The 23,672-nt window shown below is 68.6% G+C and carries 21 protein-coding genes and 3 tRNA genes; 8 read left to right on the top strand and 16 right to left on the bottom strand.

All coding sequences use genetic code 11. The features are described 5' to 3' along the window. Window positions 1–76: 76 nt before the first annotated feature. On the top strand, window positions 77–550 hold the full coding sequence (locus tag RZ1_RS13780) for a hotdog fold domain-containing protein (RefSeq protein WP_072812670.1): 474 nt from the start codon (window positions 77–79) through the stop codon (window positions 548–550). Between the two features lie 43 nt (window positions 551–593). Here the strand turns inward: RZ1_RS13780 and RZ1_RS13775 are convergent, their stop codons facing one another. The 6 genes from RZ1_RS13775 to RZ1_RS13750 are packed head-to-tail and all read right to left on the bottom strand — an operon-like array spanning window position 594 to window position 7,681. Next, the gene (locus tag RZ1_RS13775; protein ID WP_072812669.1) at window positions 594–2,075 is read right to left on the bottom strand and encodes a vWA domain-containing protein; all 1,482 of its coding nucleotides are present in this window, start codon (window positions 2,073–2,075) and stop codon (window positions 594–596) included. 1 nt (window position 2,076) lies between these two features. Continuing rightward, a complete protein-coding gene (locus RZ1_RS13770; protein WP_072812667.1) occupies window positions 2,077–2,979 on the bottom strand; it encodes an AAA family ATPase in 903 nt (300 codons plus the stop codon). Between the two features lie 15 nt (window positions 2,980–2,994). Then, window positions 2,995–4,290: a glutamate-5-semialdehyde dehydrogenase gene (locus RZ1_RS13765; RefSeq protein WP_072812666.1), complete on the bottom strand. Its 1,296-nt coding sequence runs from the start codon at window positions 4,288–4,290 to the stop codon at window positions 2,995–2,997. A gap of 52 nt (window positions 4,291–4,342) precedes the next feature. Further along, the gene (locus tag RZ1_RS13760) at window positions 4,343–5,449 is read right to left on the bottom strand and encodes a D-alanine--D-alanine ligase family protein (RefSeq protein WP_072812664.1); all 1,107 of its coding nucleotides are present in this window, start codon (window positions 5,447–5,449) and stop codon (window positions 4,343–4,345) included. Window positions 5,450–5,497: 48 nt separating this feature from the next. Further along, window positions 5,498–6,622, bottom strand: a complete 1,125-nt coding sequence (locus RZ1_RS13755; RefSeq protein ID WP_072812785.1) for a cystathionine gamma-lyase — start codon at window positions 6,620–6,622, stop codon at window positions 5,498–5,500. A gap of 60 nt (window positions 6,623–6,682) precedes the next feature. After that, window positions 6,683–7,681 (bottom strand): NAD(P)H-dependent glycerol-3-phosphate dehydrogenase, encoded by a 999-nt coding sequence (locus RZ1_RS13750; protein WP_072812663.1) that lies wholly within the window; start codon window positions 7,679–7,681, stop codon window positions 6,683–6,685. Window positions 7,682–7,843: 162 nt separating this feature from the next. Between RZ1_RS13750 and cofC the strand changes: the two genes are divergently transcribed. Genes cofC through RZ1_RS13735 form a run of 3 tightly spaced genes read left to right on the top strand, consistent with a single transcriptional unit; the run spans window position 7,844 to window position 11,681 of the window. Next, window positions 7,844–8,539: a 2-phospho-L-lactate guanylyltransferase gene (gene cofC, locus RZ1_RS13745; protein ID WP_072812662.1), complete on the top strand. Its 696-nt coding sequence runs from the start codon at window positions 7,844–7,846 to the stop codon at window positions 8,537–8,539. 59 nt (window positions 8,540–8,598) lie between these two features. Continuing rightward, entirely contained in the window at window positions 8,599–10,734 is a 2,136-nt protein-coding gene (locus tag RZ1_RS13740; protein WP_238071945.1) for an RNA degradosome polyphosphate kinase, read from the top strand. Between the two features lie 17 nt (window positions 10,735–10,751). Further along, complete coding sequence (locus tag RZ1_RS13735; RefSeq protein WP_280522825.1) at window positions 10,752–11,681, top strand: NUDIX hydrolase; 930 nt, start codon at window positions 10,752–10,754, stop codon at window positions 11,679–11,681. A 99-nt stretch (window positions 11,682–11,780) separates the two neighbouring features. Here the strand turns inward: RZ1_RS13735 and RZ1_RS13730 are convergent, their stop codons facing one another. From RZ1_RS13730 to leuC, 3 genes are all read right to left on the bottom strand, one after another. Continuing rightward, window positions 11,781–12,503 carry an HU family DNA-binding protein gene (locus tag RZ1_RS13730; protein ID WP_072812657.1) on the bottom strand — a complete coding sequence of 241 codons (723 nt, stop codon included), beginning with the start codon at window positions 12,501–12,503 and terminating at the stop codon, window positions 11,781–11,783. A gap of 171 nt (window positions 12,504–12,674) precedes the next feature. Further along, a complete protein-coding gene (gene leuD, locus RZ1_RS13725; RefSeq protein WP_072812655.1) occupies window positions 12,675–13,271 on the bottom strand; it encodes a 3-isopropylmalate dehydratase small subunit in 597 nt (198 codons plus the stop codon). A gap of 26 nt (window positions 13,272–13,297) precedes the next feature. Continuing rightward, window positions 13,298–14,725: a 3-isopropylmalate dehydratase large subunit gene (gene leuC / locus RZ1_RS13720; RefSeq protein WP_072812653.1), complete on the bottom strand. Its 1,428-nt coding sequence runs from the start codon at window positions 14,723–14,725 to the stop codon at window positions 13,298–13,300. A 123-nt stretch (window positions 14,726–14,848) separates the two neighbouring features. On the opposite strand from leuC, the gene RZ1_RS13715 reads away from it, so the two are divergent. From RZ1_RS13715 to RZ1_RS30535, 3 genes are all read left to right on the top strand, one after another. After that, window positions 14,849–15,550: an IclR family transcriptional regulator gene (locus tag RZ1_RS13715; protein ID WP_072812651.1), complete on the top strand. Its 702-nt coding sequence runs from the start codon at window positions 14,849–14,851 to the stop codon at window positions 15,548–15,550. 80 nt (window positions 15,551–15,630) lie between these two features. Then, a complete protein-coding gene (locus tag RZ1_RS13710; protein ID WP_072812649.1) occupies window positions 15,631–16,128 on the top strand; it encodes a pyridoxamine 5'-phosphate oxidase family protein in 498 nt (165 codons plus the stop codon). An 83-nt stretch (window positions 16,129–16,211) separates the two neighbouring features. Further along, entirely contained in the window at window positions 16,212–16,379 is a 168-nt protein-coding gene (locus tag RZ1_RS30535; protein ID WP_169917950.1) for a DUF5302 domain-containing protein, read from the top strand. Between the two features lie 57 nt (window positions 16,380–16,436). Here RZ1_RS30535 and RZ1_RS13705 read toward each other — a convergent pair. The 5 genes from RZ1_RS13705 to RZ1_RS13685 all read right to left on the bottom strand — a co-directional run bounded on the left by RZ1_RS13705 (window position 16,437) and on the right by RZ1_RS13685 (window position 19,348). Beyond that, a tRNA-Glu gene (locus RZ1_RS13705) sits at window positions 16,437–16,509 on the bottom strand. A gap of 69 nt (window positions 16,510–16,578) precedes the next feature. Then, window positions 16,579–16,654 (bottom strand) — tRNA-Glu (locus RZ1_RS13700). 87 nt (window positions 16,655–16,741) lie between these two features. Continuing rightward, window positions 16,742–16,813, bottom strand: a tRNA-Gln gene (locus RZ1_RS13695). Window positions 16,814–17,020: 207 nt separating this feature from the next. Further along, a complete protein-coding gene (gene gltX, locus RZ1_RS13690) occupies window positions 17,021–18,493 on the bottom strand; it encodes a glutamate--tRNA ligase (RefSeq protein ID WP_072812647.1) in 1,473 nt (490 codons plus the stop codon). Between the two features lie 78 nt (window positions 18,494–18,571). Continuing rightward, window positions 18,572–19,348 (bottom strand): fumarylacetoacetate hydrolase family protein, encoded by a 777-nt coding sequence (locus RZ1_RS13685; protein WP_072812645.1) that lies wholly within the window; start codon window positions 19,346–19,348, stop codon window positions 18,572–18,574. 113 nt (window positions 19,349–19,461) lie between these two features. Between RZ1_RS13685 and RZ1_RS13680 the strand changes: the two genes are divergently transcribed. Beyond that, the gene (locus RZ1_RS13680; RefSeq protein WP_072812643.1) at window positions 19,462–20,640 is read left to right on the top strand and encodes an MFS transporter; all 1,179 of its coding nucleotides are present in this window, start codon (window positions 19,462–19,464) and stop codon (window positions 20,638–20,640) included. Window positions 20,641–20,685: 45 nt separating this feature from the next. Here the strand turns inward: RZ1_RS13680 and RZ1_RS13675 are convergent, their stop codons facing one another. Together RZ1_RS13675 and serA are read right to left on the bottom strand one after the other, a co-directional pair. Further along, window positions 20,686–21,696, bottom strand: coding sequence for a 3-isopropylmalate dehydrogenase (locus tag RZ1_RS13675; protein WP_072812641.1), 1,011 nt, complete (start codon window positions 21,694–21,696; stop codon window positions 20,686–20,688). A gap of 80 nt (window positions 21,697–21,776) precedes the next feature. Further along, window positions 21,777–23,369, bottom strand: a complete 1,593-nt coding sequence (gene serA / locus RZ1_RS13670) for a phosphoglycerate dehydrogenase (RefSeq protein WP_072812639.1) — start codon at window positions 23,367–23,369, stop codon at window positions 21,777–21,779. Between the last annotated feature and the right edge of the window lie 303 nt (window positions 23,370–23,672).

The raw sequence follows: 23,672 nt of genomic DNA, 5'->3' as shown, positions 1-23,672 counted from the left end.
TTCACCGCCGAGTGGCTGTCCGCGCGTGTTCACGCCGCGACACCCGAACGAACTTACTCAAGAGTAAGATGCGGGTATGACGACCACCCCGACCTACCGTGCTTGGACCCGGCTACCCGAAGGTCGGCTCGGTTCCACACTGTTCTCTCTGGGCATGTGCGCCCGGGTGCCGTTCTTCGCGACCGTGCTGCCGCGCGTCACCCGCCTCGAACCCGGCCTCTGCGAAGTGCACGCCCCGAAATGGTGGGGAGTGCACAACCACCTGGGCACCTTCCACGCGATCGCCGCCTGCAACCTCGCCGAGGCCGCGATGGGAATGCTCGCGGAGGCAACCGTGCCCACCTCGCACCGCTGGATCCCCAAAGCGATGACCACCCGCTATCTCGCGAAGGCGACGACCGGTCTGCAGGCGGTCGCCGCGCTGGCGGAGCTGCCGGACTTCGACATGATCGGCGACGGATCCGAACTGACGATCCCCGTCATCGTCCGCGACAAGCACGGCACCGAGGTCGTGCACGCCGACATCACCGTGTGGATCACGCCGCGCTGACAGGCGTGCGCCGCACAGCGCCGAATCGGATCGGCAGTCGAGATCAGATCGGCAGGAGCGTCGACACCACGGTCGCGAGCTGTTGCGCGGACCGGCACTCGTGCATCGTTATGACCTCGCTGTACACCTTCGCCGCCGAGTCGCCGGCACCCCACTGTCCGCGCGGCTCCGGGTTGAGCCAGTGCGCGTGCCGCGCGACCGTCACCAGATGTTCGAGTGCCTCACGGTTCGGGTTGCGGTAGTTGGTGCGCCCGTCGCCGAGGATCAGCAGCGAACTGCGGCTGGTGAGGCTGTGCGCGTACTTCTCGGCGAACACCCCGATCGCGTTGCCGTAGTCCGAGTGCCCGTCGTACGCGATGAGATCGGCCTCGCGCAGCATCCGCGACATCGACGTTCCCAGATCGGCACCCGCCGAGAAATAGTCCGTGACCTCGTCGGTGGTGTCGATGAACGCGAACACCCGGACCCGGGTGAACTGCTCGCGCAGCGCGTGCACCAGCAGCAGCGTGAAGTGTGAGAATCCGGCGACGGACCCGGAGACGTCGCACAGCACCACCAGTTCCGGGCGGGCAGGCCGCGGTTTGCGGTTCACCAGGTCGATGGGCACTCCGCCGGTCGACATCGACTTGCGCAGGGTGCGGCGCAGGTCGATGGCACCGGCGCGAGCACGGCGTCGGCGTGCCGCGAGCCGGCTCGCCAGCAACCGGGCCAGCGGGGTCACGCTGCGGCGCAACGCCGTCAGTTCGGCGTCCGAGGCGCGCAGGAAGTCGACCTCCTCGGCGAGCTTCGGCACGCCGTACTTCTCGACGCGCTCGCGACCGACCTGTTCGGCGGTGCGCCGCCGCGTCTCACGCTCGACCATCGCCCGGAAATCCGCGACCCGCCGTGCGGCGGTGCGGCGCGCGACCTCGGTCTCGTAGTCGCCGGCCGGTTCGTGCTCGTTCGACGACCCGTTGCCCAGCAGTCCCTCGAGGATGCGGTTCACGAGCGTTTCGGGTTTGACGTCCCGCAGTGCCTGGTAAGCGGAGAACGACGGGCCGTTACCGGACGCGTACTGGCCGAGCTCCTCGACGAGCTGGGCGGTGAGCAGCTCCGTGAGCTCCAACGCCTCGGGCGACTCGTCGGACAGCAGTTCGGCGATCAGATCGCGCAGCGCCTCGAGATCGATGTCGCCGTCCGGTGTGCGCGGCAGCGACGGCTCGATCCCACCGGATTCACGCTGCCCGACCGCGGCGGGGAACCACAGGTCGAACAGTGCGTCGAAGGTCGCACGATGGGTGGACCGGCGTAAGAGCGTGCACGCGAGCCCTTCCCGCAGCGCCTCACGATCGAGCAGGTCCAGCACCGTCATGACCTGACCGGCGTCGACGGTTTCCGACGGCCCGACCGCGATACCGCGCCGGCGCAGCGCCTCGACGAACCCGACGAGATGCCCGGGCAGGCCGTGCGGAGCCCCGGGCCCTCGCCTCTGCCCGTGCGGAGCGGACGGTCCCGGGGTCTGCCCGGGCGGGCGTGCGCCGGCCATGTCAGTTCAGCCGCAGCTCGGCAGCAGCACGCTGCTGATCGGACTGGTGTTTGAGTACGACTCCGAGCGTGGTGCGGACCGCCGCGTCGTCGAGCGTGTCGAGCCCGAGCGCCAGCAGCGTCCGGCCCCAGTCGATCGTCTCGGCGACCGACGGAAGCTTCTTGAGCTGCATGCCACGCAGCACCCGCACGGTGCGCACGAGCTGTTCGGCGACGGCCTCGGGCAGCTCCGGGACGCGACTCGCCAGGATCCGGCGCTCGAGTTCCGCGTCCGGGAAGTCCAGGTGCAGGAACAAGCAGCGTCGCTTGAGCGCCTCGGACAGTTCCCGCGCGGCGTTCGAGGTGAGCACAGCGAACGGCTTGCGCACCGCGCGGATCGTTCCGAGCTCGGGGACGGTGACCGCGAAATCGCTGAGCACCTCGAGCAGCAGGCCCTCGATCTCCACGTCCGCCTTGTCGACCTCGTCGACGAGCAACACCGTCGGATCCTCCCGGCGGATCGCCGTCAGCAGCGGACGCGAGAGCAGGAACTCCTCCGAGAACACGTCCTGCTTCGTCGAATCCCACGACTCGCTCGTTCCCGCGGCGGCACTCGCGCCCGCCGACTGGATCCGCAGGATCTGCTTGGCGTGGTTCCACTCGTACAACGCGCGGGATTCGTCGACGCCCTCGTAACACTGCAGTCGCACCAGTTCGGCGCCGGAGGTCTGCGCGACGGCACGCGCCAGTTCGGTCTTACCGACACCGGCCGGTCCCTCGATGAGCAGTGGTTTGCCCAGCCGGTCGGCGAGGAACACGGCGGTCGCGGTCGCCTTGTCGGCGAGATAGCCCGTCTCCGCGAGACGCGCGATCACATCGTCGACGTCGGCGAAGATCGGCGGAGTGGTCGGCAGCGCACGATCCACGCTGGATCCTTTCGATCAGGCCGGGCGGGTGTGGCCATCGCCCCACACCACCCACTTGGTGGAGGTCAGCTCCGGCAAGCCCATCGGGCCGCGGGCGTGCAGCTTCTGGGTGGAGATGCCGATCTCGGCACCGAACCCGAACTGCTCGCCGTCGGTGAAGGCAGTCGAAGCGTTGACCATAACCGCTGCGGCATCGACCCGCGCGGTGAACTCCCGGGCCGCCGCCAGATCCGAGGTGACGATCGCCTCGGTGTGGCCGGTGCCGTAGCGGTCGATGTGCTCGACCGCGGCATCGAGATCGTCGACGACGGCCAGCGCCACGTCGAGCGTCAGGTACTCCTCGGACCAGTCCGCCTCCGTCGCCGGGACCAGTCCGGGCAGGTCGCCGTGCACGACGACGCTGTGGGCCTGCAGCACCGACAGCAACTGCGGCACCGCGGTGTCGGCGATCGCCTTGTCCACGAGCACGGTCTCGACGGTGTTGCACACGCTCGGCCGGCGCGTCTTGGCGTTGACGACGATCTTCTCGGCCATCTCGAGATCCGCGGCCGCGTGCACGTACACGTGGCAGTTGCCGACCCCGGTCTCGATGGTCGGCACCGTCGCATCGCGCACGACCGCGGCGATCAGGCCTGCGCCGCCGCGCGGGACGACCACGTCGACCAGGCCGCGCGCCTGGATGAGGTGGGTGACCGAGGAGCGGTCCTCACTCGGCAGCAACTGCACCGCGTCCGCAGGCAGACCCTGTGCCCCGAGCGCGCCGCGCAGCGCCTCGACGAGCGCCGCGTTGGACCGTGCCGCCGACGACGAGCCGCGCAACAGCGCCGCATTACCGGACTTGAGGGCGAGACCGAACGCATCGACGGTGACGTTGGGCCGGGCCTCGTACACCATGCCGACGACGCCGAGGGGCACCCGCAGCTGCCGGATCTCGAGTCCGTTCGGCAGCGTCGAGCCGCGGACCACCTCACCGACCGGATCCGGCAGGCCGGCGACCTGACGCAGCCCGGACGCGATGCCCTCGACCCGGGCCTGTGTCAGCCGCAGGCGATCCAGGATCGAATCCTCGGTTCCGGATTCGCGGGCGGCGTCGACATCCGCGCTGTTCGCGGCGAGAACCACGTCCGAGGCGGCGAGGACCGCGTCGGCCGCGGCGTGCAGCGCAGCGTCCTTCTCGGCGGTGGTCAGCAGTGCAAGACGACGGGACGCGACGCGGGCGCGGCGGGCCGCGGCGTGCACGGCCTCGCGAGTGTTCGCGCTGTCCGTTGCAGCAGCGTCCGATGCGGCGGTGTCGGGAGTCACGGCAGTCATGGTTGACAGAGTAGTCGCCGCCGCTCCACAGCTGTCAGCCCAGCCCGGCCTGTCAGCGCAGCCCGGTACCCCGGGCGAGGGCGGTCTGCACGAGGATCGAGACGAGTTCGCTGTAGCCGATCCCCGTCGCCTCCCACATCCGCGGATACATCGAGATAGACGTGAATCCGGGCATCGTGTTGATCTCGTTGATCACCGGGCCGTTGGCGGTGACGAAGAAGTCGACGCGTGAGAGTCCCTGGCAGTCGAGGGCGCGGAACGCGCGGACCGCAAGGGCGCGCAGTTCCTCGCTGACGTCGTCGTCCAGCTTGGCGGGCACGTCGAACTCGCACACGTCGTCGAGGTACTTGGTGTCGAAGTCGTAGAACGCCTCGTGGTCGCCGGCGTTGTCGGGCATGCGGATCTCGGCGACCACACTGGCCCGCACGTCGCCGTCCGGGAACTCGAGCACCCCGCACTCGACCTCGCGTCCGACGATCGCGGATTCCACGATGACCTTCGGATCGTGCCCGCGCGCCTTCTCGAGCGCCGCGTCGAACGACTCCCAGCCGGCGACCCGGCTGATGCCGATGGACGAACCGCCGCGGGCGGGCTTGACGAACACCGGCAGACCCAGCTGCTGCTTCTGTTCCTCGGTGAGCGAATCGACTCCCGGGCGCAGGACGATCTGGAAACCGACCGGCAATCCCTCGGCGGCCAACAGCTTCTTCGTGAACTCCTTGTCCATGCCCGCGGCACTGGCGAGCACGCCCGGACCGACGTACGGGATACCGGCGAGTTCCAGCAGACCCTGGATGGTGCCGTCCTCGCCGTACGCTCCGTGCAGCACCGGGAACACCACGTCGACCGACGCGAGGACCTTGCCGAACTCCCCTTCGTCGAGTGCGACGATGTCACCGCTGCGAGTCGGATCGGCAGTGAGCACCAGCGCCGAGCCGTCCGCCGCGACCTTCGGCAGCTCGCGCCCGGCTTTCGCCAGCTGGGCGGGGTCGGAGTCGCCGAGCACCCATGCGCCGTCGGTGGTGATTCCGATCGGCACGATCTCGTACAGCTCCGGATCGAGGTTGCGCAGGATGCTGCCCGCGGACACGCAGGACACGGAATGTTCGTTGCTGCGGCCGCCGAACACGACAGCCACCCGGATGCGGGGAGTACTCACGTACAAACCGTACCGGCACGGGCGCCGGCCGACATACCCGAGTCGGGCTCAGACGGCGCTCAGAGCGGCGTGGAGGTCGGCGAGGAGGTCCTCGGCGTCCTCGATGCCGCAGGAGAGCCGGACGAACCCGGCGGGAACCCGATCGCCCCAGCGGGCGCGCCGGTCGGCCGTGGTGTGGATCCCCCCGAAGCTCGTCGCCGATCCGATGAGATCCGACGCGGCGACGAACCGGTGGAAGGCCTGCTCGTCGGCGAGACGGAACGTGACCAGCGGCCCGTACCTGCGCATCTGCGCGGATGCGACCGCGTGTGCCGGATCGTCCGGCAGGCCCGGATAACGCACGCCCGAGACGGCCGGATGGGACCGCAGCAGTTCCGCGACCGCGAGCGCGTTGGCGCACTGCCGCTCGAACCGCAACCCCGCGGTCCCGAGGCTGCGGTGCGCGAGCCACGTCTCGAACGGTCCGAGGACGGTGCCGGAGAGCAGTCGTTCCCGGTCGATGCGCGGCAGCAGCGCCGGATCGGCGACGGCGAGGTACCCGAACAGCAGGTCGCTGTGGCCGCTGAGCGATTTGGTGCCGCTCGCGACCACGACGTCCGCGCCGAGGGACAGCGGCTGCTGACCGAGTGGGGTGGCCGTCGTGTTGTCGACGAGCAGCAGTGCGTCACACATGTGGCACACGGTCGCGATGGCGCGCACGTCGACGGTGTCGAGGCCGGGATTCGACGGCGTCTCGGCCAGCACCACGGCGCCGCCGGGCGCATCCACGAGCACGTCGGTCAGGGTTCCGTTCCCGAACTCCGCAGCGGACAGTTCGACGATGCTCACCCCGTGCGGTGCCAGGAACTCCTGGGCGAATGCGCGCACCTGGTAGTAGCCGTCGGACGGGACGACGACGGTGCCGCCCGGTTGCGCCAGCGACCGCAACGCGACGGTGACAGCGGACATTCCGGATCCGACGACGCGCGCCGCGGCCGCGCCCTCCAGTTCCGCGAGCGCGGATTCGAGTGCCCGCCAACCGGGATTCGATGCCCGCGCATAGCTGTCCAGGGTCGGGTCCTCGTCCGGACCGAGCTGATAGGGCGCCGCGAATACCGGTCCCGGCTGCATCGGCGCACCCGGTACATGTTCGGCCGCAACCGCTTTCACACAGCGCGTCGAACTACCCGGCACCACCGGATCACCCCGCATATCCGAATCGCCCCGCATCACCGAATCGCCCGCATGTTCGGTTCACTCCGGCTTGGTGCGGCGGCCGAGCAACAGGCCGATCGCCTCGTGCACCGACATGCCCTCGTAGCAGACCTTGTGCACCGCGTCGGTGAGCGGCATCTCGACGTCGTAGTTGGCCGCCAGCGCACGCACCGAGGTGCACGACTTGACGCCTTCGGCGACCTGACCGTGCGTCGCCTCCTGGGCGCTCTCCAGCGAACCGCCCTGCCCGAGACGTTCACCGAACGACCGGTTCCGCGACAGCGGCGAGGTACACGTCGCCACGAGATCCCCGACACCGGCGAGCCCGGCGAGCGTCGCGGGCTTGGCGCCGAGCGCCGTCCCGAGCCGGGTGACCTCGGCGAGACCGCGCGTGATGATCGTGGCAATCGTGTTGTCGCCCAGACCAACACCGGCCGCCATCCCACACGCCAGCGCGATGACGTTCTTGCACGCGCCGCCGATCTCGCAGCCGATCACGTCGGAATTCGTATAGGGGCGGAAATAGCCTGTGGCACAAGACTTCTGGATCTGCATGGCCCGCGCGGAGTCGCTGCAGGCGATCACGGTCGCGGTGGGCTGGCACTGGGCGATCTCGCGGGCGAGGTTCGGGCCGGACAGCACCGCGATGCGGTCGTGCTCCGCGCCGGTGACCTGACCGATCACCTGGCTCATCCGCAGCAGGGTGTCCTGCTCGATCCCCTTGGCGAGGCTGACGAGCGTGACGTCCGGGCCGATGTCGTCGCGCCACACCTCGAGGTTGGCGCGCAGCGACTGCGACGGCACCGCGAGCACCACGAAATCCGCACCCTCGAGCGCGAGCCGGTGATCCGATGTCGCGCGCAACGATTCGGGCAGCACGACACCGGGCAGGTATCCGGGATTCTCGTGCCGCGTCTCGATCGCCTCGGCGACCTCCGCGCGGCGTGCCCAGATCGTCACATCGGTTCCGGCTTCGGCCAGCACCTTCGCGAACGCCGTCCCCCACGAGCCCGCCCCCAACACCGTCGCCTTGCTCACGCAGTCCCCTTCGCTCGTACCACCACTGCCGGCGAATCACCGGCCACTCGTCGTCACAGTATTGCCCAGGCGGTGATCGGCAGCCGCCCGAACACGAGTACGCCCGGACGCGGCGGGACACCGAACCGCCTCGCCGCGTCCGGACTGGCAGAATCGACAACCATGACCGCCCCGCACGTGCTGATCCCTGTCAAGGCCCTCGGCCTTGCGAAGACGCGGCTGGCGCGGATCTACACCCCCGGACAGCGGGCCGATCTGGCACTGGCGATGTTCGAGGACACGCTGGCCGCCGCACTGCACCTCGAGGACGTCACCGTCACGGTCGTCACCGGAGATCCGGACGTCGCCCGAGCAGCGCGAGCGCGCGGCGCCCGAGTCCTGGCCGACCCCCCTGCTTCGTCCGTGACGACCGGAACCGGACCCCTCAACGCGGCGCTGTCCTGTGCCGCGGCGCACGTACGGGCGTCGTCGCCGGACGCCACGCTTGTCGTACTGCAGGCAGATCTGCCGGCCGTGCGCCCCCCGGAACTCGCCGAGGCACTCGCGCAGGCGCGGCAGGTCGGCCTGGCGGTCGTCGTCGATCACACCGGGTCCGGCACGTCCGCGCTCGTCCACTCTCTCCCTGATCGACCGTTCGAGCCGCGGTTCGGACCCGATTCCGCCGCTCGGCACATCGCGGGCGGCGCCCGCGCGCTGGACGGTGATTGGCCCGGGCTCCGGCTCGACGTCGATACCGGTGCCGATCTCGAGGGCGCCGCGGCTCTGGGCGTGGGCCCCGCAACCGCCGCGGCGCTCACCCGGATCGGACTTCCTCTCGGCTCCCTGCGTCAGCCGGTTCCTGCCACAATGAACCCGTGAACAACGGTGACAGCACGGATCGACTGCCCGACCCCGAAACTCCCGACCGCCCCACATCGATCGGCGTCGCGACTGCGACGACGCCGCGGGTCGGTTCCACCCCGGCAGCGCCACCCGCCGCCGCAGCGCTGCCGGCACTCACCGACGGCCTGCCCGAAGGCCGGTACCTCAACCGCGAATTGAGCTGGCTCGATTTCAATGCGCGGGTTCTCGCACTCGCCGAGGACACGTCGCTGCCGCTTCTCGAACGCGCCAAGTTCCTCGCGATCTTCGCGTCGAATCTCGACGAGTTCTACATGGTTCGCGTCGCGGGCCTGAAACGCCGCGCGGAAACCGGCTTGTCGGTACGTTCCGCGGACGGGCTGTCGCCGCGCGCCCAGCTCGCGCTGATCGCCTCCTCCACGAGGGAACTCGCCAACCGGCACTCCCGGGTGTTCCTCGACATGGTCCAACCCGATCTCGCGGCCGAGGGCATCTCGATCATCCGGTGGTCCGAGTTGTCCGACGTCGAGAAGGCGCGTCTGACCGACCATTTCGCCGAGCAGGTGTTTCCGGTGCTCACCCCGCTCGCCGTCGATCCCGCACACCCGTTCCCCTACATCAGCGGACTGAGCCTCAATCTCGCCGTGACCGTGAAGGATCTGCAGTCCGGCGGGGAACACTTCGCGCGCGTGAAGGTTCCGGACAACGTCGACCGGTTCGTCCGTGTCGACCGCCCCGGCAGCCGCGACGGCATCCCCGCGTTCCTGCCGCTCGAGGAACTCATCGCGGCCCACCTCGACGTCCTGTTCCCCGGCATGGAGGTCGTCGAACACCACGCGTTCCGCGTCACCCGCAACGCCGATTTCGAGGTCGAGGAGGACCGCGACGAGGATCTGCTGCAGGCGCTCGAACGCGAACTGGCCCGACGCCGTTTCGGTTCGCCGGTGCGGCTCGAGGTTTCCGACGACATGACCGAGCACATGCTCGACCTACTGCTGCGCGAACTCGACGTCGACCCCGCCGACGTCGTGCAGCTGCCGGGCCTGCTCGATCTGTCGAGCCTGTGGCAGGTGCACTCCGTCGATCGGCCGGATCTGAAGGACGCACCGTTCGTCCCGGCGACGCACCCGGCGTTCGGTGAGCGGGAGACCCCGAAGAGCGTGTTCTCCACGCTCCGGGAAGGCGATGTGCTCGTGCACCACCCGTACGACTCGTTCTCCACGAGCGTGCAGCGCTTCATCGAGCAGGCCGCCGCGGACAGCCAGGTTCTCGCGATCAAGCAGACCCTCTATCGCACCTCCGGCGACTCTCCCATCGTCAACGCCCTCGTCGCCGCCGCCGAGGCAGGCAAGCAGGTGGTGGCGCTCGTCGAGATCAAGGCGCGGTTCGACGAGCAGGCGAACATCAAGTGGGCGCGCAAGCTCGAACAGGCCGGGGTGCACGTGGTGTACGGCCTCGTCGGCCTCAAGACGCACTGCAAGACGTGTCTGGTGGTGCGGCGCGAGGGTTCGACGATCCGTCGCTACTGCCACATCGGAACGGGCAACTACAACCCGAAGACCGCGCGCCTGTACGAGGACGTGGGCCTGCTCACCTCCGATCCCGAGATCGGTTCGGACCTCACGGATCTGTTCAACACGCTCACCGGATACTCACGGAAGGCGAAGTACCGCAATCTGCTGGTCGCTCCGCACGGCGTGCGAGCCGGGATCATCGAACGCATCGACCGCGAGATCGAGCACGCCGCCGCCGGCCGCGCCGCGGGAATCCGATTGAAGGCGAACGCTCTGGTCGACGAGCAGGTCATCGACGCGCTGTACCGTGCGTCCCGCGCCGGCGTGCCGGTCGAGATCGTGGTGCGCGGCATCTGTGCGCTCAAACCGGGCGTTCCTGGGCTCAGCGAGAACATCATCGTGCGATCGATTCTGGGCCGGTTCCTCGAGCATTCGCGGATCCTGCAGTTCCGCGGTGCCGACGAGTTCTGGATCGGCAGCGCGGACATGATGCACCGCAACCTCGATCGCCGCGTCGAAGTGATGGTACAGGTGAAGGATTCGCGGCTGACCAAGCAGCTGGGTTCGATCTTCGACTCGGCTCTGGACCCCGCCACCCGATGCTGGACACTGGAGAGTGACGGCACCTGGGCGGCGTCGCCCGCACCGGGAACCGCCGCATGCGACCACCAGGTCGAGCTCATGCGCAGCCGGGCCTGAGAATCGGAAGGACTTCGGTGACTTCCTTCGACAGGCCGGTGAAGGCCAACATCTTCGCCGCAGGCGCTGTGCTGTGGCGACCGAATCCCACCGATCCCACCCGGGTCGAGGTCGCGCTCGTTCACCGTCCGCGCTACGACGACTGGAGCTTCCCCAAGGGCAAGCTCGATGCCGGAGAGACTGCGATCGTCGCGGCGGTGCGCGAGATCGAGGAGGAGACCGGTTTCCGGGCGCAGCTCGGCCGCCACCTCGGCAAGATCACGTATCCGGTTCCGGGACACCGCAAACTCAAACGGGTCGACTACTGGGCGGCGCGTGCCGTCGGCGGCACGTTCGTACCGAACCACGAGGTCGACGAGTTGCGCTGGGAGGACCCGGACACCGCGTTCGATCAATTGTCGTATCCGATGGATCGCACGGTGCTGCGCCGATTCCGGGCCCTTCCGGCCGATACGACGACCGTTCTGATCGTGCGGCACGCGAAGGCGGGCAGCCGCAGAGAGCACCGCGGCGACGACCGGCTCCGGCCGCTGGACTCGGTCGGCAAGGCACAGTCCGAGGCTCTGGTCGCGCAATTGCGCGCATTCGGTGCGGACAGCGTCACCGCCGCGGATCGGGTGCGCTGCATCCAGACGGTCGAACCCCTCGCCGAGCACCTCGGTGTCGAGATCGCGATCGAACCGTCACTCACCGAGGAGGACTACGCAGCCGACCCGCAACTCGGCCGCAAACGGACCCTCGAGATCGCCCTGCGCAGCCGATCACCGGTGATCTGCAGTCAGGGCAAGGTGATTCCGGACCTCGTTCGGTGGTGGGCCGAACGGGACGCCGTCGTCGTGCCGGCGGCCCGCAATCGCAAGGGCAGCACGTGGGTGCTGTCGCTGCACGGAGACCGGATCATCGCGATCGACCACATCGAGAGCGCTCTGCCCGCCCCACCGCGGTAGAAGGCCCTGGAATACGTTTCGGCGGTCACCGGATTCGATCCGGTGACCGCCGAAACGGTTGCACTCAGCAGTGGTGGCCCCCAGGGGCCCGCACGCCGACTACTTCTTGGCTGCACCCCGGCGGGCCGGAGCCTTCTTCGCAGCCGTGGTCTTCTTGGCCGCCGTGGTCTTCTTGGCCGCGGTGGTCTTCTTGGCCGCTGCCGCCGTGGTCTTGGCCGGAGCCTTCTTGGCCGCGGTGGTCTTCTTGGCCGCTGCCGCCGTGGTCTTGGCCGGAGCCTTCTTGGCCGCGGTGGTCTTCTTGGCCGCTGCCGCCGTGGTCTTGGCCGCGGTGGTCTTCTTGGCCGCTGCCGCCGTGGTCTTCTTGGCCGCGGTGGTCTTCTTGGCCGCTGCCGCCGTGGTCTTCTTGGCGGCGGTGGTCTTCTTGGCCGCTGCCGCCGTGGTCTTCTTGGCAGCGGTCTTCTTCGCGGCGGTCTTCTTCGCGGCCGCCTTCTTCACCGGAGCAGCCACACCGCGCTTGACGGCGGGACCGGACGAGGGAAGCTTCTGGGTGCCGGCGATGACGGCCTTGAACTGCGCACCCGGGCGGAACGCCGGCACGGACGTCGGCTTAACCTTGACGGTCTCACCGGTGCGCGGGTTACGGGCGACACGAGCGGCGCGACGACGCTGCTCGAAGACACCGAAACCGGTGATGGTGACGCTGTTCCCGGCATGCACGGCGCGCACGATCGCGTCGACGATGTGCTCGACGGCTGCCGTTGCCGTACGCCTGTCCGAACCGAGCTTCTCGGTCAGAACGTCGATCAGCTCTGCCTTGTTCATTGATTTCCTCCGCACATCACGGTCCACCGTCAGACCGACTTGTAGTCCACGGTAGACCCGCAAACGGGCTAGAGTCTATGTGCCACGCCAATTCTCATGCAAATAGACCGGCGGGCCCGGGCCGGAGATCACCTCGGCCGGGCCCGCCGGACAGGGCGGGAAGACGCTCGATCAGGGCGTCGGGAGGGTCGTCGGTTTCCAAGAAGGCCTTGAGTTTTCGAACTCGGAAATCGCCTCTACCTGCCGCAATGTCAATCCGATGTCGTCCAGACCCTCGAGCAGACGCCACCGGGTGTAGTCGTCAATAGCGAACTGCACCACAGTTGTTCCGGCTGTCACAGTCCGCTTCCCGAGATCGACTTCCAACTCGAGGCCGGGCTGCTGTTCGATGAGTTTCCACAGCAGTTCGACATCCGACTGCTCGACCTGAGCGGCGAGCAGTCCGGCCTTTCCTGCGTTGCCGCGGAAGATGTCGGCGAACCGCGACGAGATCACGACGCGGAATCCGTAATCGGACAAAGCCCACACGGCATGCTCGCGCGAGGAGCCGGTGCCGAAGTCCGGTCCCGCAACGAGAACCGAGCCGCGGTCGAACGGCGGGGTGTTGAGGACGAACGACGAATCGGTGCGCCAGCCGGCGAACAGTCCGTCCTCGAATCCGCTGCGGGTGACGCGCTTCAGATACACCGCCGGGATGATCTGGTCGGTGTCGACGTTCGAGCGGCGCAGCGGAACACCGATGCCCTTGTGAGTAGTAAAGGCTTCCATCGAGAATTCTCCTTCGGTCCCTTGACCTAGTCCAGATCCGCCGGCGCGGAGAGCTTGCCGCGCACCGCGGTCGCCGCGGCGACCGCCGGCGACACGAGGTGGGTGCGGCCGCCCTTGCCCTGGCGTCCTTCGAAGTTGCGGTTCGACGTCGACGCCGAACGTTCACCCGGCGCGAGCTGATCCGGGTTCATTCCCAGGCACATCGAGCAACCGGCCTGACGCCATTCGGCGCCCGCCGCCGTGAAGATCTCACCGAGGCCCTCGGCCTCGGCCTGGGCACGCACCCGCATCGAACCGGGTACAACGAGCATCCGCACACCCTCGGCGACCTTGCGTCCCTTGAGAACATCTGCGACCGCGCGCAGGTCCTCGATGCGGCCGTTGGTGCACGAACCGACGAAGACGGTGTCGACGGCGATCTCACGCAGCGGCATGCCGGCGTCGAGATCCATGTAACGCAGCGCCTTCTCGGCGGCCACACGCTCGGTCTCGTCGGCGATCTGCTCCGGCACCGGCACGTTCGCACCGAGCGGGGCACCCTGGCCCGGGTTGGTTCCCCACGTGACGAACGGGGTCAGCGACGCACCGTCGATGTGGACCTCGGCGTCGAAAACGGCGTCGTCGTCGGTTCGCAACGCATCCCACGCGGCGACCGCCGCATCCCAGTCCGCACCCTGCGGCGCGTGCGGACGACCCCGGAGGTACTCGTAGGTGATCTCGTCGGGCGCGATCATGCCGGCGCGAGCCCCCGCCTCGATCGACATGTTGCAGATCGTCATCCGCGCTTCCATCGACAGCTTGCGGATCGCATCGCCGCGGTATTCGAGGACGTAGCCCTGTCCGCCGCCGGTGCCGATCTTGGCGATGACCGCGAGGATCAGGTCCTTGCCCGTGACCCCCTCGGGCAGTTCGCCGTCGACGGTGATCGCCATCGTCTTGAACGGGCGCAGCGACAGCGTCTGAGTCGCCATCACGTGCTCGACCTCGCTGGTGCCGATACCCATTGCCAGGGCACCGAATGCGCCGTGGGTGGAGGTGTGGCTGTCGCCGCACACCACCGTCATGCCGGGCTGGGTCAGTCCGAGCTGCGGGCCGACGACGTGCACGATGCCCTGGTCGATGTCGCCCATCGGATACAGCCGGACGCCGAATTCCTCACAGTTGCGGCGCAGCGTCTCGACCTGGGTGCGCGAGACGGGATCGGCGATGGGCTTGTCGATGTCGACGGTCGGGACGTTGTGGTCCTCCGTCGCGATGGTGAGGTCGGGGCGCCGCAGCGGGCGGCCGGCGAGCCGCAGTCCGTCGAACGCCTGAGGACTCGTGACCTCGTGCACGAGGTGCAGGTCGATGTAGATCAGGTCCGGCTGCCGCGCCGAGCCTTCTCCTTCACCGCGCACGACCACGTGCTGATCCCACACCTTCTCCGCCAGAGTTTTTCCAGCCATCTTCTCCACCTGTCGTACGTGACGAACGCGGATTCCGGTTCTCGGGGCTGTGACCGGGCCGCGTATGGTGCCGTCCCCGCCCGCCGGTCCATGGGCTATGATTCCCATTATGCGAGACGGAGGTATCGACCTATGAGACAGCATAGCGGCATCGGGGTGTTGGACAAAGCGATGTCCGTGCTGCACGCGGTGGCCGAGCAGCCGTGCAACCTCAACGAACTGTGCACCCGCACGGGCCTGCCCCGCGCGACAGCACACCGGCTTGCCGTGGGCCTCGAGATCCACCGGCTGCTCACCCGGGACAGCGACGGCCAATGGCGTCCGGGACCGGGCCTGGCCGAGCTGTCCACCGGCGCAGGCGACCCGCTCGTCGAGGCCGCCTCGCTCATTCTTCCTCGGCTGCGCGAGATCACCGGTGAAAGCGTGCAGCTGTACCGCAGGGAGGGCACCCAGCGCGTGTGCGTCGCGGCCCTCGAACCCCCGACGGGTCTGCGCGACACCGTCCTCGTCGGCGCCCGCCTGCCGATGACCGCCGGGTCCGGCGCGAAAGTTCTGCTCGCATGGGCGGATGCGGCTACCCAGCGGGCGATCCTGCCGGACGCGGCGTTCGGCGAGCGCGTCCTCGCGGAGGTCCGCCGTCGCGGCTGGGCGCAGAGCGCCGCCGAACGCGAACCGGGTGTCGCCTCGGTGGCCGCGCCCGTGCGGGACGCGGCCGGAGCGGTCGTCGCGGCAATCTCGGTGTCCGGCCCCATCGACCGCATGGGCCGCAAACCCGGCGCCCGCTGGGCGTCGGACCTCCTCGCCGCCGCGGAAGCACTCCACAAGCGGCTGTGACGATTCCGCGGTCCGGGTTCGGCCGGGCGACGGCGGCGCGGTGGTGACATCCGGGCATGACCCATGACACAGTGCTGCCCATGGGCATCAAACAACGCGCACAGATCACCATGACCGACGACGAGATCGGCGAGTTCCTGAGTCACAGCCGGATCGCGAACATGGCGACGGTCGGGCCGTCGGGCACACCGCATCTCATCGCCATGTGGTACGCGCTGATCGACGGTGAGATCTGGTTCGAAACCAAGGCCAAGTCCCAGAAGACGGTGAACCTGCGACGTGACGACCGCATCACCGTGCTCGTCGAGGCGGGCGACACCTACGACCAGTTGCGCGGGGTGTCGATCGAAGGCCGCGCGAAGATCACCGACGATTACGACACCCTGTTCGCGGTGTGCCGCAACGTCTGGGAGCGCTACACCGGTCCGTACACCGCCGAGATGCTGCCTGCCGTCGAGCGGATGATGCACAAGCGCGTCGCGGTGCGGGTGGTGCCGGACCGGATCCGCTCGTGGGACCACCGCAAGCTCGGAATGCCGGCGATGCCCATCGGCGGCACCACGGCGCAGTACCTGTAGGGGTCGGGAAAATCGGGCGACAGGGACGCCCGGCCACGATAGATTCGGTCGAAGTCCAGACGGGCCGACCGGAGGGAGATGTCATGAGCGACACGTCCAAGGATCGGATCAAAGAGGAGTTCCGCGCGGCGCTCGAACGCAAGAACAGCCGCGCGAACGGGGGCACCGCCCACCTCGACGCGGGATCGAAGGCACAAGCCCCGCACGCGAACGCCGACCATCACCGGGAGTTTCGACGCAAGAGCGGATAGCCGGCTCCCACAACGAGAGAAGGACCCTCCGAGCATTGCTCGGAGGGTCCTTCGCTGTACCCCCGATGGGATTCGAACCCACGCTACCGCCGTGAGAGGGCGGCGTCCTAGGCCGCTAGACGACGGGGGCCTGGACTTGCTTGTGCAGTTGAACTTCAGAGAAGAAAACCCACCGATCCGAGGATCGCTGGGTAGTTCATGGTACCCCCGATGGGATTCGAACCCACGCTACCGCCGTGAGAGGGCGGCGTCCTAGGCCGCTAGACGACGGGGGCCTGAGAACTTCTTCTCCGGTTGCTTCCCGGAGGAAGCTCAGCCAGCTTAGCTGGCCGAGATGCTGTGGGCAAACCACCGCATCTCAGCTGGGGTACCAGGACTCGAACCTAGAATGGCTGAACCAGAATCAGCTGTGTTGCCAATTACACCATACCCCAATGGCTTGTTCCTTCGGCCTGCCCTGCGGGCGTTTGCGGCCTCCGTTCCGAACCGAGAAGAAGATTAGCACCAACCCCACCACGAACTACAAATCGCCTGGTCAAACCCCTGAAACGCCCGTCCGGACCGTCCGCGGGACTACCCTGCGGGCTCGGTCCGCCACTCTCTCGCCGGAGGGCGGCGGACCGAGCCGCGCCAGCAAGGCGTCAGGCGATACCGGCGCGGGCCGCGCGCAGGCGTGCCAGGGTCACGTCCCGGCCGAGCAGTTCCATCGACTCGTACAGCGGCGGACTGATGTGCGATCCCGACACGGCCACCCGGACCGGAGCGAACGCCTTGCGGGGCTTGAGACCCAGCTCGTCGATGAGAGCGGCCTTGAGCGCCTCCTCGAGGTTCGCGCTCGCCCACTCCCCCACGCCGTCGAGCGCGGCAACGGTGGCGTCGAGCACCGGCGCGGCGTCGGCACCGAGATTCTTGGCGGCGGCCGCCTCGTCCACCGTGAAGTCCGATTCGGGGACGAACAGGAACTTCAGCAGGTCCCACGCGTCGGACAACACGACGATGCGGGTCTGGACGAGTTCGGCCGCGGCGGAGAACCGCGCATCGTCGACATCGGCCGTGATGTGGCCGTGCCCGACGAGGAACGCCTTCAGCCGCGCCGCGAAGTCCGCGGGGTCGAGCAGACGGATGTGCTCGGCATTGATCGCGTCGGCCTTCTTCTGGTCGAAACGCGCGGGATTCGAGTTGACCTTCGAGATGTCGAACGCGGCGACCATTTCGTCGAGCGAGAACACGTCGCGGTCGTCGGCCAGGCCCCAGCCCAGCAGCGCGAGGTAGTTCAGCAGTCCCTCGGGGATGAACCCGCGGTCGCGGTGCAGGAACAGATTCGATTCGGGGTCGCGCTTGGACAGCTTCTTGTTGCCCTGACCCATCACGAAGGGCAGGTGCCCGAACCGCGGCGTGAAATCGGCCACACCGATCCGCTGCAGCGCCTCGTACAGCGCGAGTTGCCGCGGCGTCGACGACAACAGATCCTCGCCGCGCAGCACGTGCGTGATGCGCATCAGTGCGTCGTCGACCGGGTTGACGAGCGTGTACAGCGGGATGCCGTTGCCGCGCGTGAGCGCGAAGTCCGGGACCACGCCCGCCTTGAACGTGGTCTCGCCGCGCACCAGGTCGTTCCACGTGAGGTCGTGGTCGGGCATGCGGAGCCGCACCACCGGCTTGCGTCCCTCGTCGAGATAGGCCTGCCGCTGCTCCGGCGTGAGGTCGCGATCGAAGTTGTCGTAGCCGAGCTTCGGATCGCGACCGGCTGCCTTGTGCCGCTCCTCGACCTCCTCGGGAGTCGAGAACGACTCGTAGGCCTCCCCGGCCTCGACGAGCTTGGCGACGACGTCGAGGTGCAGATCCCGCCGCTGCGACTGCCGGTACGGCTCGTACGGTCCGCCCACCTCCGGACCCTCGTCCCATTGCAGACCGAGCCAGCGCAGGGCGTCGAGGATCGCCTGGTACGACTCCTCGGTGTCGCGGGCTGCGTCGGTGTCTTCGATGCGGAACACGAAGGTGCCGCCGTGGTGGCGCGCAAATGCCCAGTTGAACAGGGCGGTGCGTACCAGGCCCACGTGGGGGGTTCCGGTCGGGGACGGGCAGAATCGAACGCGTACTTCGCTGCTGGTCATGGCTCACTCTGGTCGAGGGATGAAAAGTCCCTACCAGGCTAGTCCTCCGCGCTCCGGCGGCAGAAGCGAAGTGCGGCGTCAGGCGCCCTTCGCGACGACGGGATTGGTGAGGGTGCCGATCTTCTCGACCGTCACCGACACCGTGTTGCCCGGCTCGATGGGACCGACACCTTCCGGCGTGCCGGTGAGGATGACGTCGCCCGGCAGCAGCGTCATCACCGCGGACACCCATTCGATGAGCTTCGGAATGTCGTGGACCATCAACGAGGTTCGGCTGCGCTGACGCTGCTTCCCGTCGACCTCGGCGGAGATCTCCAAATCGGAGGCGTCGAGGTTCGTCTCGATCCACGGACCGAGCGGGCAGAAGGTGTCGTGCCCCTTGGCGCGGGCCCACTGACCGTCCTGCTTCTGATGGTCGCGGGCGGACACGTCGTTGGCGATCGTGTAGCCGAGCACCACGTCGAGTGCCTTCGCCGCGGGAACGTCCTTGCAGGGCCGGCCGATGACGACGGCGAGCTCGGCCTCGTGGTGCACGAGGGAGGTGCTGGGCGGGATGACGATCGGCGCGCCGGGCCCGACGATCGAGGTGTTCGGCTTGAGGAAGATCACAGGCTCCTCGGGCACCTCGTTCCCGGATTCCGCGGCGTGCGCGGCGTAGTTGCGTCCGACGGCGACAATCTTGCTCGCGAGGATCGGGGCGAGCAGACGCACGTCGGCGAGCGGCCAGCTACGGCCGGTGAAGGTGGGTGTCCCGAAGGGGTGCTCGGCAATCTCCTTCGCGATCGCGGCATCTCCCTCCCCTTCGATGCTGACGAAGGCGACACCGTCCGGACTGGCAATTCGACCAAGGCGCATGACGCGCAGTCTATCGGTGTGCCGACGCTCACTCGGCGACAGCGCCGCTCCGGGTGTACCGTGAGCTCACTATTTCACACTTCGAGATTCTATTCCCAGATAGTGAGACTGCGATGGATGTTGTCGCCGAGATCGGCCGGAAACGGTGGGTGATCCTGGCCCTGGGTGTGCTCGCACAGACGGTGCAGGCCACCGTCGTCAACGGCACGGCCTTTCTGATCCCCACCCTGCACACCGAACACGGATGGGACCTCGCGCAGGCCGGAACCCTTGCCGGCGCACCGGTTCTCGGCGGCGTTCTCACACTCGTCGCGTGGGGTGCCGTGGCCGATCGGTACGGCGAACGGCACGCGCTCGCCGCGGGCCTGGGCGTCGCGTCCGTCGCGATGGCAGCCGCCGCGACCACCACGGCGCCTGTCGTCCTGGCGATCCTGCTGGCGGTCGCGGGTGCGGGCGCGGTGAGCGCCAACTCCGCGAGCGGACGCGTCGTCGTCGGATGGTTCCCACCCGCGCAGCGGGGACTGGCGATGGGCATCCGGCAGATGTCGGTTCCGCTCGGTGTGGCATTGGCCGCGATGGTGATTCCCCCACTCGCCCGCGACCACGGAATCGGTTGGGCGCTGGCCTTTCCCGCGATCATGTGCGGCATCGGAGCGATCGCCTGCGCGGTCGGGATCGTCGACCCGCCCCGGCCGGATCGGGATACCGCCGCCGACACGGGCCTGCTCGGGAGTCCCTATCGCGGCTCGTGGACGCTGGTCCGCATCCACGGGACCTCGATCCTGCTGGTGATCCCGCAGTACCTGGTGTGGACCTACGCACTCGTGTGGCTGGTCACCGACCTGGACTGGAACGAGACGAGCGCCGGGCTGGTGATCACGGCGGCGCAGTTCCTCGGCGCGTTCGGCCGCGTCGCCGTGGGTGCGTGGTCCGACCGGGTCGGCAGCCGTCTGGGACCGCTGCGGATCGTCACGATCTCCGTCGTCGCGTCGATGGCGGCGCTGGCCGCCGCGGCGTGGTTCGCCTCCCCCGTCGCGATCGTGATGCTGCTGGTGGCGTCGGTGACCACGGTGGCCCCGAATGGACTGGCCTTCACCGCGGTCGCCGAGTTGGCCGGGCCGTTCTGGGGTGGTCGCGCGCTGGGCATCCAGAACACCGGGCAGTTCCTCACCGGCGCGGCCGTCGGACCCGCCTTCGGTGCGTTGATCGGCGCAGTCGGTTTCCCGATCGCATTCGCGATCGCCGTGATCGCGCCGGCAGCGGCGGTGCCGCTCGTGCCGCGCGACGAGTGACGGGGATGTCCTTCCGGCGGTGGTCCCGCAGGAAGGACACACGCGTCAGAGTGCTGCTGCGATCCGGTCGCCGACCTCGGTGGTCACGACCGGGCCGGTGACGCGCGCGGCGAGGTCCGCCTCGACCGCCGCCTCGACGCGGGCCGCGTCGTCCTCACGACCGAGGTGACGCAGCAGCAGGGCCGCCGACAGGATCGCCGCCGTCGGGTCCGCGATGCCCTTGCCCGCGATGTCCGGGGCGCTGCCGTGCACCGGCTCGAACATCGACGGGTTGGTGCCGGAGGCGTCGATGTTGCCGCTGGCAGCCAGACCGATGCCACCGGTGACCGCACCGGCGAGGTCGGTGATGATGTCGCCGAACAGGTTGTCGGTGACGATGACGTCGAAGCGGCCGGGATCGGTGACCATGTAGATGGTCGCGGCGTCGATGTGGCAGTACGCCGTCTCGACATCCGGGTACTCGGCGCCGACCGTTTCGATCGCCCGGGTCCAGATCGCGCCGGCGTTGGACAGCACGTTCGTCTTGTGGATCAGCGTCAGGTGCTTGCGGCGGGTCTGCGCCAGCTCGAACGCGTAGCGCACGACGCGCTCGGCGCCGAACCACGTGTTGATCGACACCTCGGTGGCGATCTCGTGGGGCGTGCCGACGCGGATTGCGCCGCCGTTGCCGGTGTACGGGCCTTCGGTGCCCTCGCGGACCACCACGAAGTCCATGTCCGGGTTGCCGGCGAGCGGCGAGGCCGAGCCCGGGTACAGCCGGGACGGGCGCAGGTTCACGTGGTGGTCGAGCGCGAACCGCATGTTCAGCAGCAGGCCACGCTCCAGGACGCCGGGCCTGACCGACGGGTCGCCGATCGCGCCGAGCAGGATCGCGTCGTGTTCGCGGATGGCGGCGAGATCCGCCTCCGGCAGCAGTTCGCCGGTGGCGTTGTACCGGCGCGCACCGAGGTCGTACTCCGTGGTCTCGAGGTCGGGCACGAGCTTCCGCAGCACCTTCAGTGCTTCGGCCGTGACCTCGATACCGATGCCGTCACCGGGGATGACCGCAAGCTTCATGGGCTCTACTCACTTCCTTGTGCGACGGTGGCCGCGACCGTGCAGACGGTCGCGGCCACCGGGGGGTGAAGCAGGGAGGATCAGGACAGGTCGACCTGCGCGACGCGGGCGTCGAGCTGCTCGACGATCTGCGCGACCTCGGCGTCGCCGACGACGCGGTCCACACGCAGGATGACGGTGGCGCCCGAACCCTCGACGTCCTGGCTCAGCGCGGCGGCCTGGATGTCGATGGACGCGTTGCCGAGGATCGTGCCGAGGATGCCGAGCACGCCCGGACGGTCCTCGTAGTGCACGACGATGTTGTGGCCCTCGGCGCGCAGGTCGAAGCTGCGGCCGTTGATGTTGACGATCTTCTCGATCTGCTGCAGGCCGGTCAGTGCGCCCGCGACGGCGGTGACGGAGCCGTCGGCGGCCACAGCACGCACCTCGACGGCACTGCGATGTGTCTGCGCCTCGGTGTGCTTGTCGACCTCGACGCTCACGCCGCGCTGCTCGGCGAGCTGCGGGGCGTTGACGAACGTGACGGCCTCGTCGCTGCTCGCGGAGAACAGTCCGCGCAGAGCGGCGAGTCCGAGGATGTCGACGTTCTCGGCGGACAGCTCACCGCTCGCGATGACCTGCACGTTCTGCACGGCCTCGGGCGACAGGGTGCCGGCGAGCAGGCCGAGCTTGCGGACCAGCTCGAGCCACGGCGCGACCTCTTCGCCCACCGGGCCGCCGGAGACGTTGACGGCGTCCGGCACGAACTCGCCGGCCAGGGCCAGCAGCACGCTCTTGGCGACGTCGGTGCCGGCACGATCCTGCGCCTCGGAGGTGGATGCCCCCAGGTGCGGGGTCACCACGACGTTGTCCAGGTCGAACAGCGGCGAGTCGGTGCACGGCTCGGTGTTGAACACGTCGAGGCCGGCGGCGCGGACCTTGCCGGAGACGAGCGCGTCGTGCAGCGCAGCCTCGTCGATCAGGCCACCGCGGGCCGCGTTGACGATGATGACCCCGTCCTTGGCCCGGGCCAGGCGCTCGGCGTTGATCAGGCCGGCGGTTTCCTTCGTCTTGGGCAGGTGCACCGAGATGAAGTCGGCACGCTCGACGAGTTCGTCGATGTCGACCAGCTCGATGCCGAGCTGCGCGGCGCGCGCGGCGGGCAGGTAGGGGTCGTACGCGATGATGGTGGTCTCGAACGCGGCGAGACGCTGCGCGAAGAGCTGGCCGATGCGGCCCAGGCCGACGACACCGACGGTCTTGCCGAGGATCTCGGTGCCGTTGAAGCTGGAGCGCTTCCAGGTCTTCTCACGCAGGGTGCGGTCGGCGGCCGGGATCTGGCGCGCGGTCGACAGCAGCAGCGAGACGGCGTGTTCGGCGGCCGAGTGGATGTTGGAAGTCGGGGCGTTCACAACCATGACGCCACGCTCGGTGGCGGCGGGGATGTCGACGTTGTCCAGGCCGACACCGGCGCGGCCGACGATCTTGAGCTTCGTCGCGGCGGCGAGGACCTCGGCGTCGACGGTGGTGGCGGAGCGGACGAGCAGGGCGTCGGCGTCGGGCACAGCCGCGAGCAGCGCGGGACGGTCCGGGCCGTCGACCCAGCGCACCTCGACACCGTCTCCGAGCGCATCGACGGTCGATTGCGCGAGCTTGTCGGCGATCAGGACAACGGGACGGCCATTCTGGCTCACGTGCGAACTCCCTGTGGTTGATTGTTGGCGGGTGTCGACGACGCGCGCATCCCCTCGGCACGCGACACAGCCGTGACAGCGTCGAGTTTAGTGCCCCCGGCCCCGGTATGGGCGCACCGGCCCGGAGTTGTCCTACCAGGTGGTACGAAACGTCCCGGCCGTGTGGGGCGAGCCCGAATCGCACGTCAGCGGTGATTTCGGTTACACAGGCCGCGTATGACCGAGAAGCCGGGTTCGCGAAAATACCGTCGCGCGGTGCAGGATTCGGGACCGGTCCATCGATTGCCGTTCCCGCGCTACACT

This window comes from Rhodococcus zopfii NBRC 100606 = JCM 9919, assembly GCF_001895025.1.
GTDB lineage: Bacteria > Actinomycetota > Actinomycetes > Mycobacteriales > Mycobacteriaceae > Rhodococcus > Rhodococcus zopfii.
The sequence above is the reverse complement of the archived record's forward strand: the minus strand, read 5'-3'. Positions and strand labels throughout refer to the sequence as shown.

Coding starts and splice junctions, on each gene's coding strand:
- RZ1_RS13780 (WP_072812670.1), top strand. CDS start 77: ATGACGACCACCCCGACCTACCGTGCTTGGACCCGGCTACCCGAAGGT.
- RZ1_RS13710 (WP_072812649.1), top strand. CDS start 15,631: ATGGGCATCAAACAACGCGCACAGATCACCATGACCGACGACGAGATC.
- RZ1_RS30535 (WP_169917950.1), top strand. CDS start 16,212: ATGAGCGACACGTCCAAGGATCGGATCAAAGAGGAGTTCCGCGCGGCG.
- leuD (WP_072812655.1), bottom strand. CDS start 13,271: ATGGAAGCCTTTACTACTCACAAGGGCATCGGTGTTCCGCTGCGCCGC.
- gltX (WP_072812647.1), bottom strand. CDS start 18,493: ATGACCAGCAGCGAAGTACGCGTTCGATTCTGCCCGTCCCCGACCGGA.
- cofC (WP_072812662.1), top strand. CDS start 7,844: ATGACCGCCCCGCACGTGCTGATCCCTGTCAAGGCCCTCGGCCTTGCG.
- RZ1_RS13765 (WP_072812666.1), bottom strand. CDS start 4,290: ATGACTGCCGTGACTCCCGACACCGCCGCATCGGACGCTGCTGCAACG.
- RZ1_RS13775 (WP_072812669.1), bottom strand. CDS start 2,075: ATGGCCGGCGCACGCCCGCCCGGGCAGACCCCGGGACCGTCCGCTCCG.
- RZ1_RS13715 (WP_072812651.1), top strand. CDS start 14,849: ATGAGACAGCATAGCGGCATCGGGGTGTTGGACAAAGCGATGTCCGTG.
- RZ1_RS13675 (WP_072812641.1), bottom strand. CDS start 21,696: ATGAAGCTTGCGGTCATCCCCGGTGACGGCATCGGTATCGAGGTCACG.
- RZ1_RS13680 (WP_072812643.1), top strand. CDS start 19,462: ATGGATGTTGTCGCCGAGATCGGCCGGAAACGGTGGGTGATCCTGGCC.
- RZ1_RS13730 (WP_072812657.1), bottom strand. CDS start 12,503: ATGAACAAGGCAGAGCTGATCGACGTTCTGACCGAGAAGCTCGGTTCG.
- RZ1_RS13685 (WP_072812645.1), bottom strand. CDS start 19,348: ATGCGCCTTGGTCGAATTGCCAGTCCGGACGGTGTCGCCTTCGTCAGC.